Source organism: Mediterranea sp. An20 (assembly GCF_002160055.1).
In the GTDB taxonomy this organism is placed as follows: Bacteria; Bacteroidota; Bacteroidia; order Bacteroidales; family Bacteroidaceae; genus Bacteroides; species Bacteroides avicola.
This window is the reverse complement of sequence record NZ_NFJV01000002.1, coordinates 219,172-236,799: the sequence shown is the minus strand read 5'-3', so window position 1 is coordinate 236,799 and position 17,628 is coordinate 219,172. Positions and strand designations below refer to the sequence as shown.

The following is a 17,628-nucleotide window of genomic DNA, read 5'->3' as shown; positions in this document are numbered from 1 at the left end:
AGGATATGCCGTATTCATTCTCTATAATAGAAATGACGGTTCGTATACCCGGAACCTTCTAAAAGAGGTTCCGCTCTTGTACTACTTGTTCTGTTTATGTAAACCTTTCAAGGATCTCTTTTACGCATCCGTCAGGAAGCGAAAGCGGCTGCAAAGTTAAGGACTTTTTCGCATATCTTCCAAATTTTTCCCGAAGTTTTTTTTTCTAAAAAAACAACCGCGGAAAACGGAAAACTGAAACAGACCTTTCAAACAGCGACGCTCCCTTGCCGAAAGCGGGTGCAAAAGTACACCTTATTCCAACAAACACCAAATACGCACAAAGGTTTTTTCCGGGAATTATAAAAATATTTTGTAAATACACTGATAACAAGTTAGTTACAAAAACAAGAAAACTGGCGGGAGAACGGGAAGAGGGTAAGATGGACACATTATTATATAATATATAAGGGAGAAAACGACAGCTATAGCACCTTACGAAATCCGTTTCTATTGTCTGCTATTCAATTTGCCAGTCCGAATTGCGGAAAAAAAACGCAGGTAATATGCCTCCGCAGATAACGTATGAGATATATAATTGAAAAAAGTGGAGAAAAATTAGGAAGGTTCTGTTCTTTTTTATACTTTTGCACCGCAATAAAGGCTCCGTAGCTTAGTGAATAGAGCGTCAGATTCCGGTTCTGAAGGTCCTGGGTTTGAGTCCCAGCGGGGTCACATAATAGTCCTTGATAATCAACAAGATTATTGAGGACTTTTCTTTTTATTCCGCATAGCAGCATCAATAGGGATAGCCTTTTCGAAAGATATATTTATGATTGCTGATCTATTGTTGTTCCCAAAACATTGGAGATAACATACTGGCAATCAGAATCCCAAATAAGGAGAATAGGATTTGGAATAGAGGCACAATCTTGTAAAGCACATCTTTCAGTCAGGAAGATATAGGTAAAAAGGAATTTTCATATAGCTTGGGAGCAAACACCATATAGATTTGAAGTACGATGCTTATAGCTAACAAGCAAGCGGCCTTCAAACCTTAGTTTCAGAAGGCCTCGCTTTGACAGGCTGCGAGTAATATTGGGACCTAAATTGCTATGGAAAAACAAACAAGATTTGAAACAATGTTGTAAATTTGCAGAATCTATCAAGACTATTGTATATCTACTTCATTACACTGATACATCATGACATCTTCCATCTATTCACCAGCAGCCGACCGCTATGAGAATGGCATGAAATATCGCCGTTGCGGGCGGAGCGGCATTCTGTTACCCGAAATTTCATTAGGTCTCTGGCATAATTTTGGAGATTTGAACTCTTTTGCCAACTCTCAAGCAATGGCTCATTATGCTTTCGACCACGGCATTACCCACTTCGACCTGGCCAACAACTACGGTCCTTCCAACGGCTCTGCCGAAGAAACATTCGGGCAAATTATGAAAAAGTCTTTTCTCTCCCACCGCGATGAGTTGTTCATCTCCACCAAAGCCGGTCATTACATGTGGCCCGGCCCTTATGGAGAATGGGGATCACGCAAAAATCTGATGGCCAGCTTAGAGCAAAGCCTGAAACGCATGAATCTGGACTATGTGGACATTTTCTATTCCCACCGCTATGATCCGGATACGCCTTTGGAAGAGACTTTGCAGACATTGGTCGACATCGTCCGACAAGGAAAAGCGCTCTATGTAGGTATCTCCAAATATCCCAAAGAAGCCGCCAAGTATGCCTTCCGATACTTAGAAGAACGCAACGTGCACTGCCTGCTCTACCAGGGACGTTACAACCTGCTGAACCAGGAACCGGAGAAGAGCGGCATTCTGAAACAAGTGCAAAAGAACGGCACAGGGTTCATCGCCTTCTCGCCCTTAGCTCAAGGACTGCTGACCGACCGCTACATAAACGGGATTCCTGCCGATTCACGCATGGCGCAAGGCAATACGCTGAAAGAAGACGTGCTGACTCCACACCTGCTGCAAAAACTGAAACGCCTGAATGAACTTGCACAACAACGCGGGCAAACCTTGGCTGAAATGTCATTAGCATGGCTGCTGAAAGACGAGCTGGTAACCTCGGTCATCGTAGGTGCCAGCAGCGTAGGTCAACTGGCAGACAACCTGAAAGCTATTGAAAACACGCATTTCTCTGACGAAGAGTTAAAAGCCATAGACAATTAAAACCTGACAGTTTCTATCCAGTGCCGACACAATGTCGCGATTGGCTGTCGACGAAAAACTCACTCTTCTACAAACGGTTCATTTAACACTGATTCTATGAACAATCTGCCATCTGGTACGTTTTTTGTATAGTAAGAAGAGATTAGAAACGAAATAAAGAACCTAAACCAATGAAACGTATGAAAAAACTAATTCCCATCCTGCTGGCGGCATTTACACTGACCGCCTGCGAAAAGCAAGCCGATTTGGATGAACTGGACGGGCGGTATGTGGTCTATACCAACCATGACCCGCAAACGAATTTCGGCAACCTGTCCACTTATTACTTGCCGGACAGTATCTTGCTCATCGGCAACTCGGAACAACCCGAATATGCCACTGGCCAACAAGCACAGGAAATCCTGCAAAGCTGGGCAGACAACATGGAAAGCCGCGGATTCAAGCGCACCAGCCAACGCAATCAGGCAAGCTTAGGGCTGCAAGTGAGTTACGTGGAAAACAGCTACCACTTCACCGCCATCGGCTGGGGAGGCTGGGGCTGGGACTATCCCTGGTATTGGGGCCCGGACTATTGGGGAATGTGGGGAGGATGGTATTATCCGTTCGTCGTCAGCTATTCCTACAACACAGGCACCTACTTGGCCGAACTGGTCAACCTGACAGCTCCGCAAGGCGAAGACAAAGGACTGCCGGTGGTATGGAACACGTGCATGAGTGGTGCATTAAGCAGCAGCACAAGGCTGAATACACAAATAGCCACAGATGCCGTGAACGAGGCTTTTGCCCAGTCACCTTATCTGACCTGCCAACCATAACCTCTATATCCTAAACCTAAAACTGTAATGTAGTATGAAAACAAGAAAAAATCGATGGAAAAGCATCTGTATGATAACCGCCCTCCTGCTGGCAATGACTCTGCCAGCCAAGGCACAGATGACAGATAACGGATATGCCAATGTAGACTGGCAATACAATTTTCCGACAGGCAAAGCTTTTGCCGGAGGCTCCAGCGGCTGGGGAGTAAACGCAGAAGGCGGCTATTATCTGAACAAGCACTGGGGAGTGGGCCTTTTTATGAACTGGCACAGCAACCACGAATACATACCGCGCACGGTACTTTCGCTCAGCCCTTCTGAAAGCCTGAGCACTGACCAGCAGCACACTGCCTTCCGCCTGCCTTTCGGCGTGGCCGGACGATATGCATGGAACCGCGGAGGAGACTTCCAGCCATACATTGCCATAAAAGCAGGTGCCCAGTATGCCAAACTGACTTCGGACTTCAACGTCTTTGAAGACAGAGACAAGACGTGGGGATTCTATGTATCACCAGAAATAGGCCTCCATATCTTCCCTTGGGCTTACGGTCCCGGACTGCACATAGCCGCCTACTACGACTATGGCACCAACCAGGGCAAGGTGCTGACGTATGACATCAACGGCATGAACAACGCAGGCTTGCGTATAGGCATCTCGTTCTGATTACAACACTGATGTACCACTGTTCATATACGTGACCGACAGGTGAAACGGACGATTGGGAAATTATTCCGTTGCTCACCTGCCGGTTTTTATGTACTTGTCGATACGGTTCCAAAATCCGTTTCTTATTTCTTCAAAGCTTTATAAATAGCTTGTTGAATGCGGGTGCGGATGTCAAGACGCGACAACTTATTGTTCCAACTGTCGGGAAAGACACGGTTGGAAAGGAAGACATACACCAGACGGTTGTCCGGGTCCACCCAGGCACAAGTACCCGTGAAACCTGTATGCCCATACACCGAAGAAGGAGCCTCCTCACAACAAGGGCTAATGCGCGGATTACGCTTATCGGGCTTATCAAATCCCAGACCACGGCGACTGATACGCGAAAGCGTCGTAGTGAACAAACGGCAGGTTTCCGCACTAAGGTAACGACGGCCATCCAACACCCCGCCATTCAACAACATCTGATAAATCAAAGCCTGCTCGCGAGCATTGGAAAAAAGCCCGGCATTGCCGGACACTCCTCCTTGGAAAGCCGCAGACTCGTCGTGTACAAACCCTTGTAACGTGTCTTTCCGCAAAAATGCATCTACAGACGAAGGCACAACGGTACGGCGGGGCAGATGTTGCAACGGACGGAAGCAAGTATGCGTCAGACCCATAGGCCGATAAAACTCCTGTTCCAGAAACTGATCCATCGGCATACCAGCCCGTTCTTCCACCAGCTGCTGCAAAAGGATAAAGCCCACGCAACTGTAACGATAACGCCGGCTCAACAAGGGCGCATCAATAATCTGTTGCAAATAAATCTGCTTGAAAGAAGGATTCAGCCACAAACTGTCTGCCAACTGCCACGTACACGAATCAGTAGGCACAGGCGAAGAAAGCCCGGCCAAGAAACCGAAATCAGGGTTAGCCCAAGTACGGGCACCTATCTGAACCGTATGCAGAGAATCAGCCTTCCCGCGGAAAAGTGGTCCTTCGTAACTGTCTTCATCAATGGCTTTCTGATAGAAAAGGATGGTGGCAGGCAAGCCCGACTCATGCAGCAACAACTGACGCACGGTAATATCTCTTTTGTCTGTATCCAACAGATAAGGCAGATAGTCGGACACGCGGTCGGTAAGGCTAAGCTTCCCTTTGTCGTAAAGCTTCATCACAGCCAGCAGCGTAGCACTGGTCTTGGTCAATGACGCAATGTCATATACATCCGTCACCGACACACGAGTAGTGTCTCGGTCTGCTCCAGTTCCTCCACAGTGAGTTCCAAAAGCCTTGTCGTATATCTCGTGGCCGTCCTTCAGCACCACAATCTGGCATCCCGGATAGGCTCTTTGTTCTATTCCCTCTTCGGCAATGTCATCTACAACCGATAAACGAGCCGCATCCACACCATTTTCCTCTAAAGAATAATAAGGTTCAGCCGGCGCCTTTATAGAAACACCTGCCCCCGCAGGAAACCAATCGCCTACAGCCGAAGACAAACGCCCGTCGGCTCCCGCCTTGCCTGTCAGGATGGCAGCTGTACGTCGTTGTATCACCTCATCGGCTGCATGAGCCAATACCAATACATCCGGTGCCGGTCCTAAACGACGGGGAACTTGCATTCCGGATACAAACAAGACATATACCGCAGGTACTTCGGGCAAATAGCGGGTAAAGAACGTGCGGTAGTCGGCCAAATGCCGGTCGGTCACACAAACCAATAAGCGGCTATATCCGGCGAGTTCCTTCTGCAAAGCCTGCATCTCAGTTGCCGACATCCCTTTCGTCAACCGGAATGGAACAGGAGTTACGGTACACGAAAGCTCCTCCATGAACGGGGCAGACACAGCCGGATCGCCTACCTGCAACACCGCAACTTGTCCGGATATAGTACCTAAAGGCAACAGATGACTGTCTTCATTGCCAACTACTGTAATGGCTGAACACTTCAACTGCCGGAGCAAGTCGTTCGTATAAGGTGTGTTCAACCGTTGTTCCAAACCCGAAAGGCGTACATGCGGTCTCCGCGTCAATCCCAGCGCATACTTAAAAGTAAGCACCTTGCGGCACTTTCTGTCAATCTCCTCCTCCGGCAACTCTCCCTTGCGCACAGCCGCCAGCACGGCATCCAGCTCTCCCGACAGACTACGGGGAACAAGTAACAAATCATTGCCTGCCAGTAGAGCCTTCAGACACACATTCCCATGATTCGACACCCCGCGCATAGCAAGTGCATCGGTAAACACCAGTCCTTTAAAGCCCAGCTCCTCCGTTAGAAGTCCCGTTACGACCTGCTTGGAAAGCGAAGCCGGCACTCCTTTTTGCGACTCTATGCAGGGAACCTCCAAATGTCCGACCATAATTCCCCCCAATCCCGAACGCACAGCCCGGCGGAAAGGAACCAATTCAACACTGTCCAAGCGTTCTTTAGTAAAGTTCAACAATGGCAAAGCTTTATGAGAGTCTACATTGGTATCACCATGTCCGGGAAAATGCTTACTGACAGAAAGAACCTTGCCCGACTCCAATCCGCGGCTATACGCCACTACTTTGCGTGCCACCTCATCGGGGTTCTCACCAAAGGAGCGGGTATTAATCACCGGATTGTCCGGATTGATATTCACATCGGCTACCGGAGCAAAATTGACTTGCACACCTATCTCACGGCACTGACGTGCGACCTCACGCCCATATTCATAGATGAGACTATCATTGCGGATGCACCCCAGCACCATATTACGGGGGAAAGCAGCCGTTCCTTTCAGGCGCATAGCCAATCCCCATTCACCATCGAAAGTAATCAGCAACGGTACTTTGGCCATTTGCTGCGCCTCATTGGTCAGTTGTACCTGATTTTCAATCTGGCCGCCAGAAAAGAGCAGTCCGCCCACCTTATATTCCTGCACCACCTTACGCAGCAATGCTTTGTTCGGCGCATTAGTCTGCGGAGCGATGGTATAGATAAAAAGTTGCCCGATGCGCTCCTTCAAGCTCATCCGCCCCATCACAGAATCCACCCATTGCCGACAAGGCTGATTATCCTGCAACGAATACACCAATGCCGGCTGTTCTAAAGGCAAGGGCAGGGAATCGATGGGCATGAAACGGCATTGGGCAACAGCCGATCCACAGAGCCCTCCACCTATCAATATCCATGCCCATACCTTTCTAAGAAGTCTTATACCCCACAGCATCACAAGTTCTCCTTCTTCTGGTTCAAACTCTGGAAAATAAGTTCCTGGATGTCTGTCATAATATCCATATCACCTAATTTCGTATTCCATACGTCCGGACACAGGCGGTTACTCAGGAAAACATACACCGTGCGGCTTCCGGGGTCTGTCCATACACAGCACCCAGTAAAACTACTGTGCCCATACACTGCTTCTGGAGCAGAAGGTGCACACGGACTACGCTTCACTATGGACACATCCGGCTTATCAAATCCCAGACCGCGACGACTGACCAGCGACTTTTCTGTCGTGAACAAACGACAAGTCTCCTCGCTGAGGAAACGCTTACCGTTCCATGTTCCCCCGTCAAGTAACATTTGATATACAGCTGCTATTTCTGAAGCCGTCGAAAACAATCCGGCATGCCCGGCCACTCCGCCCAAGAAAGCGGCCGCTTCATCGTGTACATATCCGCAAAGGTCCTGTCTACGCAAAAAGTCATTAGAGGCAGTAGGCATGATTTCTGACTTCTGGAATTTCTCCAGCGGCCGGAACAATGTGCGCTGCAAACCCATCGGAGCATAAAATTCTTTTGCCACATAAAGGTCGAGAGGCAATTGCGTGATGTGCTCCACTATCTGCTGCAAAAGAATAAAATCCAAGTCACTGTCTACAGAGCGGTTAGTCTCCAGACTGCTACGGGCTATAGTTCTCAATATAGTATTCTTAAAGCTATTATTCAACCACATACCCTCTGCCACATGCAAGGTATGGGTTTTGTCCTGCTGGGCAGTCATCAGTCCCCGCTTGAACTTGAAATTCGAACAATAATAACTGTGTTCGCTCACCTGCGTCTGATGCCACTCATCTTTCCAGCTCTGGGCATAAGGTCCGTGCACCGAATTAGGATCAATGGCTTCCATATAGAAACGGATATAAGGAGGCAAACCAGACTCGTGCATCAACAGCTGTCGGATGGTGATGTTCCGTTTATTTGTTCCACGTAATATCGACAAATAAGACGAAGCCTTATCGTCAAGCTTCAGCTTGCCTTCATCATACAACTTCATTACAGCCAACAGCGTAGCGGTAGTTTTGGTCAGTGCTCCCACATCGAAGAGATCGGTGGTTCGTACGGCAGTGGAGTCTTTGACAGAATGAGAGCCATAGCTTTTGTCGTAAACAGCATTTCCGTCTTTCCATATCAAGACACGGCATCCAGGATAAGCGCCAGCTTCCAATCCCTTATGCACGATGCCGTCAATGCTTTGCAACACATACGACTTCATTCCGTAATCATCAGGCATAGCCGTCACCGGCTTCGTCCCCGGCACCATGTCGCACCCGGTTCCTTTCGGGAAAAGATTTCCGATGCTCATAGACAACCGCCCATTGGCGGCTTCTTCTCCAAACAATACCCCGGCCACATGCTGCTGCAAATCATTTTCTGCCGAGTGGGCCAGCACCACAGCATTAGCCTTAGCCAATGCAGGCGTCAGGATAGGCAACAGGCGATAGGGGGTGAAGAACACATAAGCCAAAGGAGCTTGCAGTTCCAGATTCTTCAGGAAATCCACATCAGCATCACTGACATAGTTGACACCCGCAATGCTTACCACCACACGACCATACGCATTCAGTTTCTGCTGCATTTCTTTTTTAGCGGCTTCCGAAGCATCCCACGGCAAACGGAAACAGTCAATAGCGCCATGTCCCTGCATCGCAGCCACAAAAGTCGAATCAACCGTCTTCTCACCCATACTCAGCACAGCGATGCCTCTGCCCTTTGCATCAGTAGACAAAGGCAACATATTGAAATAATTGTTCAGCACGGTCACCGACTTATTACGCAAAGAAGCTGCCAGATTCCGGGCTTCCTCCGAGCGAATGCGGAACCCTACACCGCTCACCTGCAATTTCTCCGGCTTGGAGCGGAGCCCCAACTGATACTTACACTCCAGGACCTTGCGGCAACGCTCATTTATTTCTTCCTCTGTCAGTTCTCCGCTCTTAATCGCCTCCATCACTTCAAGCCAGGCTTTGGGGGCATCGTACTGCACCAGAAGCACATCATTGCCAGCTTTCAGGGCTTTCACCACATAACCGGGCACACGCGTCACACCACGCATGTCCAAGGCATCGCTGAACACCAGTCCGCCGAATCCCATCTGGCCTTTCAGCAAGTCCGTTATTACCGCAGCCGACAAAGAAGAAGGGAGATGGGCATTTTTCTCATAAGCGGGCGCTTGCAGATGCCCTACCATTACCCCACCCAGACCGGCACGTATCGCTTCACGGAAAGGATACAGTTCGACACTGTCCATACGCTCCTTGTCATGACGCAGCACAGGCAAAGTACGGTGTGAATCCAAATCGGTATCACCATGTCCGGGAAAGTGTTTGACCACAGCCAATACGCCTCCGCTCTCCAGGCCGCGGCCATAAGCCACAACCTTCTCGGCCACCCACACAGGATCCTCGCCAAACGAGCGGACATTTATCACCGGATTCAACGGATTGGTATTGACATCGGCCACCGGAGCGAAATTGACATGCACGCCCAATTCTTTCAGCTCGCGGGCCACTTCACGGCCATAATTCTCTATCATCTGATTGTCGGTGATGCACCCCAGCGCTGCATTGCGCGGAAAATCCGGCACATTCTTCAAGCGCATAGACAGCCCCCATTCGCCATCGAAACCAATCAACAAAGGCACTTTCGAAGTCTTCTGGGCCAAATTAGTGAGCATGACCTGCTCTTCTGCCGTCCCCTGTGCAAACAGCAGGCCGCCAATCTTGTATTTCTTGGCCAGATCCCGTACCTGCTTCTTGGTAACTTTATCCATCTGAGCCGGGACGGCAGCCATCAGCAGCTGACCGGCTCTCTCCGGCAGGCTCAACTCAGCCATCACCGAGTCGACCCATTGCGTACAACGCGCATCCGGTGTCGTCAGAAGCGGCTGTACTTTGTTCTGTGCATGCAAATGTCCCGCCATCATCAGCAAGACTGCCACACAACTCCAAAACAAGGTGTTCTTTTTCATAATTCTATCTTTTCAATTACTCTTTCTGCAAAATTAATTTCAACTCTCCTACATATACTCCATTTTTACCGGTGTGCATGACCGGCACCTCTCTCCCTTCGGCATTCAGCAACACGGCCGGATGTTCCATAAACGTATGCGAATGTCCACCCAAAATCACGTCGATGCCGCTCGTTCCGGTAGCCAACGCCTCATCGCCGGGCACTTCCGAGGCTACCCCCAGCATCCCCAAATGCGACAGACAGATTACCACATCGCAGTGTTCGCGGCCGCGTAAAATCTCCACCGTCTCGCGCGCCGCAGCGATAGGGTCCCGGTAGACTACGCCCTGGCAATTGGATGCCTGCACCAGTCCTTCCAACCGGGGAGAAAGGCCAAAGACACCAATGCGCAGACCTTCGCGCTGCAACACGACATAAGGCTTCACCAATCCTTCGAGTACGGTGCCTGACACATCATAGTTGGCACACACAACCGGGAAAGAGGCCAGGCGGAACAGCCGTGCCATATTCTCCAGCCCGAAATCAAATTCATGGTTGCCTATCGTCATCGCATCATACTTCATCAGGTTCATCATCTTCACCTCCAGCTCACCCTTAAACATATTATAATAAGGTGTACCCTGCGAAATATCACCACAATCAAACAGCAACACACCGGGATGCTCTGCCCGATAGTGCTCCACAAACGCAACTCTACGCAGCACTCCTCCCTTGCCGGCAGACTGGTCGGCAGCATGGGGGCTGATAGGCTCAATACGGCTATGTGTATCACTGGTCTGCAGGATATTCAGTCCGACAGACTGCTGTGCGGCAACCGGGCACATCAAAGCCAATACCAATCCGAATGATAACAATTTCTTCTTCATCACCTTCTATCTCATTCTGTTAGTTCTGTACGTTTCCTTGTAGTCCATTATTCTTTCACCGTCACGCGCCCTTCCAAGCGGGAAGTTACCTTGCGGCCGGCCTTGGCCTGCTGTTCTACATAACGGATAAACAGCAAACGCAATGTCTGCCCCGGTGGACAAGTCCTGCTCACGGCTTTAGGCAAAGCATGCATACCGTCATTGCCCTCTGCCAGATAGTCCAAAGTAGCCACGGTGTATTCTCTGTCGTCCTCCAAAGGCAAGCCGCCCACTCTGGCATCCAGCAGTTTGCCCTCGCGCGATATGTCAAGATGAACTCCACTCACTCCTTCCCCCATACGGGCTGCAATATTTTCGAGCAACTCCCTCATCACATTTCCCTTCAGTTTCAACACACACAGCGCATTCTCGAAAGGCAAAATCTCATAAGCATCTTCCATCGTGATAGGACCTTGCGTCAATGAACTACGGATACCCCCTATGTTCACAAGCCCCATATCGGCCGGCTTGCCCAACACATCGGTTGCCGCCTCACGCAACACATCGGCAACCAGATTGGAGAGCAAGCTCTCCGGGCGCTCCCGATCCATGGATATAGCAGCCATTCCCAACACACTCGACATGGCACTGTCTACTTTCATCTTATAAGGGGCCAACAGAGATATAGCCTGCTGGTTGGTGTAATTATCCCACGTACTATCCATAGCCACCCGGTCACCTTCCACTTTCACGACAGCGAAGTCCGTCCGGCACGAGGCCAACAGCAGAACCACCCCCCAAACCATACCCGACAACCATTTCGGGCTCATCCGTTTGTTTATCATACTCTTCAGATATTTCAAAAATCGGACAAAGATAACTATAAAATAGCACAAAACGACTTCACTGCGCGAATTAAATTTTGACGCACGCATATAAACAGCCCGCTTGACAATATCTCCGGACAGTACAGCTAAACCCAGGCGCCGGAATGCCAAGCCCTCACCCGCATAGTGCGTATATATATGAAGCCGGAAGCAAAGAGCTTGGAAGCACGCTTCTTATATAGAGGAAGCAAAGAGCAAACAGAGGGCAAGCAAAGGGCTAAGCACGCCTTGCCTGCAGCTCTCTCCACACCGAATGCCCCACAACCGTTTCTGCGCAACTGGACCATAGGAAAAAAGAAGACTCATTGAGGCTGCCCTCCGCATGCCTAAGCTCCCAAGTAAACACAACAGACGATGACGCACAAAATATAATAGAAAATGAGCACAAATTATTTGTGTATCTGGCAAATAATTCGTTCCTTTGCAACCGCTTTCGCGCAATCGCTGTCAGGAACAACAGAGAAAGCCTGGTATGTTGCGTAGTAACGATAACAATTTAATAAAGAAAAAACAATGGATTTAATTAAAATTGCAGAAGAAGCATTTGCTACCGGCAAGCAACACCCCAGCTTCAAGGCAGGTGACACTGTAACCGTAGCATATCGTATCGTAGAAGGTAACAAGGAACGCGTTCAGCTCTATCGCGGCGTTGTTATCAAGATTTCCGGTCATGGCGAAAAGAAGCGTTTCACTGTCCGCAAGATGTCGGGCACTATCGGTGTAGAACGTATCTTCCCCATCGAATCTCCGGCTATCGACAGCATCGAGGTGAACAAGATTGGTAAAGTGCGTCGCGCCAAGCTGTACTACCTGCGCGCCCTCACCGGCAAGAAAGCCAGAATCAAAGAAAAAAGAGCCAACGGATAAAGACATCTTCCGTAACAACATAAAAAAGGGAAACTTGCTACAGCAGGTTTCCCTTTTTTATGTTATTCATCTCTCAATGCTTCGCTTATTTCCTCGCGGGTCAGGGTTGGAGGTCTGCCCTTGTCCAACTTCCGGCAAACCAGTTGTCCTACCTTCAACGCTTCGCGCTCTGTAACGAAAACCTGCTTGCCGCTGACTGCAGGAACATAGGGCTGGCATATCAGCGTATCTTCCCGGCATAATATCACATAACCATAGCCTCCGGAAACCTTCATGGCACAGCAGGTAAACTGGCTGCCGGAAGAAGTACAGGACAAGCAAAGCACCAGCCATCCGGCAACGGCACCCCGCTGCATCATCCGCATGCTTCTTATCAACCCCTCCATTCAATCGTCCTCCAATTCATAGGGCAGTAACTCATACACATCGTCAAAATAGCTGGTACCCGACGAACCGGTCAGGACAAAACCACGGCTACCCGTAGAAAAGCCCACCGCCAGGCTGCGCGACGAACCGCCTGTGCCATAATGCACCGAGGTCAGCGGCGTGTAATCATCATCCGAATCCCCATGCCACAAATCCTCCTCGGGGTCATATACCCAGTAATCACTCGTGACGCCGTTACGGTCGCCGGTAGCCACATATCCCAAGCCATCTATAACGAATGCCACGGCACTGCTGCGCGCAATGGCATAATCGTCATCGTAATCCTCGTCATCGTTGGTATTGGCAATATCGCGAAGACGGGTCCATGTCGTACCGTCGAAACTATAAAAGTCTTCTACGTATGTATCATTGTTCTCACCGAAACCGATATAAGCCACATCGTCAATGACAAAAGCCAGGCCATAAACCCGCTTCCCGCCCTCGAAACCATTTACTATCTGCCACTGACTACCGGAAGCTGCGTTGGGGTCGAAACGATAAAAATCCTTCAGGTAATTATCATTGTAACCTGTACCGACGTAGGCATAACCGCCTACGGTAAAACCCAAGGCCCCGTAACGCATCCCCCCGGCAAAATCGTCCTTCTGCAGCCAGGTGTCGGTAGCCGGATCATACTCCCACGTATCGGCCAGGTAATACGGCTCATCCTTGATGGAACCGGTCGTCACATAGCCCTTTCCGTTCAAGGCAAAAGCCGCAGCTTTATGTCGCCCGGAAGCCTCATCGGGCAAATCGGCACACTGCGTCCAATAATTGCCGCTGATATCATAAGCCCAACAGTCTTTCAACAAATCGCGATTTGAACCACGGTAACCGCAACACAAGTATCCCTTATCGTCGATAGTAAAGCTGCTGGCACCGCAACGCGCCACTCCATCAAAGTCCGAGCGCCGTATCCATTGCCCCTGAGTGTACTCATCATCAGCCGTGCAACCGGTCAGAAAGCAGACGGACATTATGCCCACAAAAATCGTCTTCATTTTCATTGTAATATGCTATAAAATCCTTTTGTCCTGCGAAAGTAACCGCCCATGGCTGCCAACACAAAAAAAATCGATGAACAGACAGATATTTCCGTCAAACGGCTTCAACGAATGATACGGATAAACAGTCGATTTCTATTGGATAAGATACGCTAATCACGTTCCTTTGCCCGCTGACTCTTTATGTGAATTAAAACAACGGTTTATTTATATACGAATGAAACGATTTATTCTTCTATGGTTACTCACCGCAAGCCTTTGCGCCTGTGTGGATGAAAACTCCGAACTGGGGCACACGCTGGTAAGCAGTTCTTTCTATAATATATATGTAGATACGTGTACGGTAGATATAAGCACGATTCTCGAAGACTCCATCGTGACACGGGGCGACAGCATCTGTCAGATAGGACACTACCAGGACGAGACGTGGGGAGAGGTATCGGCTGCCTACTACGCAGAATACTCCACAGCCAGCTTTACTCCCAACGAAAACAACAGCTACACGCTCGACTCTCTCGTATTGACTATGAGACACAGCGGCCACTACTGGGGAGACACACTGACTACCCCTACCATCCAGGTATACCGTCTGGCAGATCCCATTGAACTGACCGATGACTAAGATCTGTATAACCATACCTCCCTGCCCACGGAAGCGACACCTCTCTTTAGCTTCAACTATCGGCCACGGCCCGGCGAGGCGAGGATACAATCCATCCGTCTGCCAGACGAATGGGGGCAGCAAATACTGGACGACCTTATCAATCAGGAAAGTTATTTTGAAGAGCAGGAATATTTCAAAAGCGAATTTCCCGGATTAGCTTTCATACCAGCCGAAACCGGACAATGTATCAGCGGGTTCCTGGTCAACGACTCGTCTATGTGTCTCACGCTTCACTATACGGAAGTCTCCACCCAGCGGACAGAACAGCAGCTAAGATTCTCCGTCAATACGGATTACGCCTATACCGGTATCCAACACGACCGCACAGGCAGTCCGCTGGCCGAGATAAGCAGCGGCATCGAAAATTACGTGCATTCCACCAGTCTGGGACATCGCGCCTACTTGCAAGGACTGACAGGTTATTACAACCAACTGGAGTTCCCCTACCTGAACGAATTGCAAGACATGGGACAAATTGTCTCCATAGAGAGTGCCACCCTCTACCTGTATCCTTTGGCAGGCAGCTACAACCAGACCAACCAGCTGCCGGAAGACATCCGCCTGTATATCACCAATGAAAATAATGTATTGGAGGATTACGTGTATGGCAGCGACGGCGTAACGGTGCAAACCGGCAACCTGACCGTAGACGAAGTCTCCGGCCGTGATACTTATTACAGTTTCGACCTCACCGAGTTTATCCGCAACAACTTAGGGACTTGGGGCATTAACCGCCAGAAGCTACTCCTGAACATGAACAGTAGCGATGCAGCCACTACTTTCAACCAAGTAATCTTTACCAACGACCCTGATAACGAACGGCAATGCCGCCTCGACATCCGCTTTAAAACCTACAACGAACAACAATGAGAATAATGAACCTGAACCTCATCCTGCTGGGCCTTATGAGCACAGCCATTCTGCCCCTCCGGGCACAAAATACAACCAACCTGCCTACTTCGATGTATGGCATAGGAGAACTGAGCGCAAGCGACGGAGGACGCCTGTCCGGCATGGGCAATGTGGGAATCGCACTCAACCGCACCGGCTTCCCAAATACACTGAACCCTGCTGCCATCACAAAGATGGACACGACCTGCTTCACCTTCGATGTAGGAACAGCGGCCGCATACGCCCGCTATTCTTACCTGAGTGACCATAGCAGTTCGCTGACTGCCAACCCCAACCGCATCAGCTTAGGATTCCGCGCCATGCCCCGATGGTACATCATGCTGGGTGCCGCACCTTACAGCAGCGTGGGCTATTTCATCCGTACCGAAGAGGTTATCGAAGGAATGCCAACCAGCAGCCTCACATCGACCTTCCAAGGTGAAGGAGGACTCTACCGCTGCTATTGGACCAATGCCGTCCGGCTGACCCGGCAACTGTCTGTAGGAATAAACATGGGAATAGTGATGGGGACCACCACACAAAGCGAAACACAAGAAAACGCCACAGTGGAATACCGGTCGAAGAAAAGGGCTTTTTATACGGACTTCGGATTGCATTACGAAGTACAGTCCGACCCGGAAGGTATGCTGTGGTCGGCTGGATCCGTATTTGCACCGTCGCTTCCGTTGGCGCACGACAACACGCTGACTTACGAAACTCTTCCATCGACGAAGAACTGGAGAAGACCTACCACGAGCAACAGCAATACCTGCCCATGCACATCGGACTGGGCATAGCCGTACAATCTCCCAAATGGCTGCTGACTGCCGACTATAATTATACGGACTGGAGCCGCAACTCCCCGTCTGATACGGGCTTCGACTACGAAAACCAACACAAGATAAACATAGGCAGCAGCTATACCCTACATCCACGCCGCCCGCGCTCGACAGAACTGATGCTGGGCGTGGGATTCGGCAATTCGTATATCAGTATGAAAAACCAGAAAATGAATTATCTGGAGGTCAGTGCCGGTGTCAGTCTTCCCATCCGCTACTCCTACCTCTCACTGGGAGCCACGTGGCGCCGGCAGATGAATCCGGACAGCCACGTGATGCAGGAATGCCGCTGGAGCATCAACCTGAACCTGACTTTCGGAGAAAGAATCTCCAAGAGCAAACTTCAATAAGCGCTCACCACACGGTCAGCCCCGACAAGCAAGCTTTCAGGCGGTCGCGGTAAGCATCGCCGATAGGTATCTCCAAGGCACCGACGTACACAACGTTTACACCTATGGCATCCAAAGCCCGCAACCGGACAATAAACGAGCGATGCACGCGCACAAAGTCGGCTTTCGGCAGCTTCTCCTCCATGTTCTTCATGGTACACAGGCACATCAGAGGACGGAGTCCGTCACGGCAATGAATCCTCACATAATCACCGCAGCTCTCTATGTAACAGATTTCCTCCAATGACAAACGCAGAATGCGGTTGTCCGAACGTACATAAATCACCTTGTCGGGCACCACCGGCTGTGCCTTGCCGGCAGGTACAGACGTGCTGCTTTCTTTCAGCGTGAACCAGCGCATCGCTTTGTTTGCTGCCTGGAAAAAGACAGAAAAGCCAAAGTCGCCGACCAGATAGTCCAGAGCATCCAAACGGAAACAGTCGGCTGCATAACGTTCGTCGTCGGCCACAAAAATAACACGCGTGTACGACGATAACAGACGGCAGAAATCCATCCCGCTGATTTCTCCTTCGGCAGCAGAAACAATACCTACGACATAGACTTCTACTTTCGTCACATAATACTCCTTCAACGCGGTCAACGGTTCCGTATAACTTCCACACAAAGTCAGGAAAGGTATCTTCCCTACAAAAATCTGCAATTTAGCTATCATATCCGGATCGGTATGCAGCAGAGCACAATTTAAATTCATATACAAACACTTTTGTAAGAAAGACGCGCCCAAAGTAGAAAAAACTGCAAGAGAATATCCGTATTAAGTAACATTAACCTATCAATTCCATGAATATTCACGACATCCAGCCAGAGCCTTTCCTGCGGACAGAAAGAACGGCATCCCCTCATACATCAGAAGCAAATGGCTAAAGGCTACGGAGCAGCCTGCCAACATATAAGAAGCAGGCTCGCTATATATAAGAAGCAAACACCTGTAA

At 49.7% G+C, this 17,628-nt stretch carries 15 protein-coding genes and 1 tRNA gene; 9 read left to right on the top strand and 7 right to left on the bottom strand.

Features of this window, described 5'->3' with window-relative positions:
- Nucleotides 1-641: 641 nt before the first annotated feature.
- From B5F34_RS02400 to B5F34_RS02385, 4 genes are all read left to right on the top strand, one after another.
- Nucleotides 642-714 (top strand) — tRNA-Arg (locus tag B5F34_RS02400).
- A 470-nt stretch (nucleotides 715-1,184) separates the two neighbouring features.
- A complete protein-coding gene (locus B5F34_RS02395) occupies nucleotides 1,185-2,177 on the top strand; it encodes an aldo/keto reductase (protein ID WP_087334664.1) in 993 nt (330 codons plus the stop codon).
- Between the two features lie 179 nt (nucleotides 2,178-2,356).
- Complete coding sequence (locus tag B5F34_RS02390) at nucleotides 2,357-2,992, top strand: DUF4136 domain-containing protein (RefSeq protein WP_087334700.1); 636 nt, start codon at nucleotides 2,357-2,359, stop codon at nucleotides 2,990-2,992.
- A gap of 34 nt (nucleotides 2,993-3,026) precedes the next feature.
- Entirely contained in the window at nucleotides 3,027-3,656 is a 630-nt protein-coding gene (locus B5F34_RS02385) for a porin family protein (protein ID WP_087334662.1), read from the top strand.
- A 125-nt stretch (nucleotides 3,657-3,781) separates the two neighbouring features.
- On the opposite strand, the gene B5F34_RS02380 is transcribed toward B5F34_RS02385, so the two are convergent.
- The 4 genes from B5F34_RS02380 to B5F34_RS02365 form a co-directional block, all read right to left on the bottom strand.
- Nucleotides 3,782-6,745, bottom strand: coding sequence for a glycoside hydrolase family 3 N-terminal domain-containing protein (locus B5F34_RS02380; RefSeq protein WP_087334699.1), 2,964 nt, complete (start codon nucleotides 6,743-6,745; stop codon nucleotides 3,782-3,784).
- A gap of 92 nt (nucleotides 6,746-6,837) precedes the next feature.
- Complete coding sequence (locus B5F34_RS02375) at nucleotides 6,838-9,816, bottom strand: glycoside hydrolase family 3 N-terminal domain-containing protein (RefSeq protein ID WP_239448759.1); 2,979 nt, start codon at nucleotides 9,814-9,816, stop codon at nucleotides 6,838-6,840.
- A gap of 61 nt (nucleotides 9,817-9,877) precedes the next feature.
- Nucleotides 9,878-10,729 carry a bifunctional UDP-sugar hydrolase/5'-nucleotidase gene (locus B5F34_RS02370; protein ID WP_087334659.1) on the bottom strand — a complete coding sequence of 284 codons (852 nt, stop codon included), beginning with the start codon at nucleotides 10,727-10,729 and terminating at the stop codon, nucleotides 9,878-9,880.
- A gap of 47 nt (nucleotides 10,730-10,776) precedes the next feature.
- Nucleotides 10,777-11,553 carry a 5'-nucleotidase gene (locus tag B5F34_RS02365; protein WP_087334658.1) on the bottom strand — a complete coding sequence of 259 codons (777 nt, stop codon included), beginning with the start codon at nucleotides 11,551-11,553 and terminating at the stop codon, nucleotides 10,777-10,779.
- Nucleotides 11,554-12,108: 555 nt separating this feature from the next.
- Here B5F34_RS02365 and rplS point away from each other — a divergent pair.
- Nucleotides 12,109-12,462 (top strand): 50S ribosomal protein L19, encoded by a 354-nt coding sequence (gene rplS, locus B5F34_RS02360; RefSeq protein WP_087334656.1) that lies wholly within the window; start codon nucleotides 12,109-12,111, stop codon nucleotides 12,460-12,462.
- A gap of 62 nt (nucleotides 12,463-12,524) precedes the next feature.
- On the opposite strand, the gene B5F34_RS02355 is transcribed toward rplS, so the two are convergent.
- Together B5F34_RS02355 and B5F34_RS02350 are read right to left on the bottom strand one after the other, a co-directional pair.
- Nucleotides 12,525-12,827 (bottom strand): DUF4907 domain-containing protein, encoded by a 303-nt coding sequence (locus tag B5F34_RS02355; RefSeq protein WP_239448756.1) that lies wholly within the window; start codon nucleotides 12,825-12,827, stop codon nucleotides 12,525-12,527.
- Nucleotides 12,828-12,848: 21 nt separating this feature from the next.
- Entirely contained in the window at nucleotides 12,849-13,889 is a 1,041-nt protein-coding gene (locus B5F34_RS02350; protein ID WP_087334693.1) for a kelch repeat-containing protein, read from the bottom strand.
- A 220-nt stretch (nucleotides 13,890-14,109) separates the two neighbouring features.
- Between B5F34_RS02350 and B5F34_RS17825 the strand changes: the two genes are divergently transcribed.
- The 4 genes from B5F34_RS17825 to B5F34_RS17810 all read left to right on the top strand — a co-directional run bounded on the left by B5F34_RS17825 (nucleotide 14,110) and on the right by B5F34_RS17810 (nucleotide 16,636).
- Entirely contained in the window at nucleotides 14,110-14,514 is a 405-nt protein-coding gene (locus tag B5F34_RS17825) for a DUF4270 family protein (protein ID WP_239448755.1), read from the top strand.
- Between the two features lie 258 nt (nucleotides 14,515-14,772).
- Nucleotides 14,773-15,426, top strand: coding sequence for a hypothetical protein (locus tag B5F34_RS17820; protein WP_343224291.1), 654 nt, complete (start codon nucleotides 14,773-14,775; stop codon nucleotides 15,424-15,426).
- Nucleotides 15,423-16,244: a hypothetical protein gene (locus B5F34_RS17815; protein WP_239448754.1), complete on the top strand. Its 822-nt coding sequence runs from the start codon at nucleotides 15,423-15,425 to the stop codon at nucleotides 16,242-16,244. The genes B5F34_RS17820 and B5F34_RS17815 overlap by 4 nt, the downstream gene beginning before the upstream one ends.
- Nucleotides 16,223-16,636, top strand: a complete 414-nt coding sequence (locus B5F34_RS17810; RefSeq protein WP_239448753.1) for a hypothetical protein — start codon at nucleotides 16,223-16,225, stop codon at nucleotides 16,634-16,636. Before B5F34_RS17815 ends, B5F34_RS17810 begins: the two co-directional genes overlap by 22 nt.
- A gap of 4 nt (nucleotides 16,637-16,640) precedes the next feature.
- Here B5F34_RS17810 and B5F34_RS02335 read toward each other — a convergent pair whose 3' ends face one another.
- Complete coding sequence (locus B5F34_RS02335; RefSeq protein ID WP_087334654.1) at nucleotides 16,641-17,387, bottom strand: LytTR family DNA-binding domain-containing protein; 747 nt, start codon at nucleotides 17,385-17,387, stop codon at nucleotides 16,641-16,643.
- Nucleotides 17,388-17,628: the final 241 nt, after the last annotated feature.

Bases quoted from the DNA above. Each gene is read 5' to 3' on its own strand.
- B5F34_RS02395 (WP_087334664.1), top strand. From the start codon at position 1,185: ATGACATCTTCCATCTATTCACCAGCAGCCGACCGCTATGAGAATGGC.
- B5F34_RS02390 (WP_087334700.1), top strand. From the start codon at position 2,357: ATGAAAAAACTAATTCCCATCCTGCTGGCGGCATTTACACTGACCGCC.
- B5F34_RS02385 (WP_087334662.1), top strand. From the start codon at position 3,027: ATGAAAACAAGAAAAAATCGATGGAAAAGCATCTGTATGATAACCGCC.
- B5F34_RS02380 (WP_087334699.1), bottom strand. From the start codon at position 6,745: ATGCCCATCGATTCCCTGCCCTTGCCTTTAGAACAGCCGGCATTGGTG.
- B5F34_RS02375 (WP_239448759.1), bottom strand. From the start codon at position 9,816: ATGATGGCGGGACATTTGCATGCACAGAACAAAGTACAGCCGCTTCTG.
- B5F34_RS02370 (WP_087334659.1), bottom strand. From the start codon at position 10,729: ATGAAGAAGAAATTGTTATCATTCGGATTGGTATTGGCTTTGATGTGC.
- B5F34_RS02365 (WP_087334658.1), bottom strand. From the start codon at position 11,553: ATGATAAACAAACGGATGAGCCCGAAATGGTTGTCGGGTATGGTTTGG.
- rplS (WP_087334656.1), top strand. From the start codon at position 12,109: ATGGATTTAATTAAAATTGCAGAAGAAGCATTTGCTACCGGCAAGCAA.
- B5F34_RS02355 (WP_239448756.1), bottom strand. From the start codon at position 12,827: ATGCGGATGATGCAGCGGGGTGCCGTTGCCGGATGGCTGGTGCTTTGC.
- B5F34_RS02350 (WP_087334693.1), bottom strand. From the start codon at position 13,889: ATGAAGACGATTTTTGTGGGCATAATGTCCGTCTGCTTTCTGACCGGT.
- B5F34_RS17825 (WP_239448755.1), top strand. From the start codon at position 14,110: ATGAAACGATTTATTCTTCTATGGTTACTCACCGCAAGCCTTTGCGCC.
- B5F34_RS17820 (WP_343224291.1), top strand. From the start codon at position 14,773: ATGTGTCTCACGCTTCACTATACGGAAGTCTCCACCCAGCGGACAGAA.
- B5F34_RS17815 (WP_239448754.1), top strand. From the start codon at position 15,423: ATGAGAATAATGAACCTGAACCTCATCCTGCTGGGCCTTATGAGCACA.
- B5F34_RS17810 (WP_239448753.1), top strand. From the start codon at position 16,223: ATGCACATCGGACTGGGCATAGCCGTACAATCTCCCAAATGGCTGCTG.
- B5F34_RS02335 (WP_087334654.1), bottom strand. From the start codon at position 17,387: ATGAATTTAAATTGTGCTCTGCTGCATACCGATCCGGATATGATAGCT.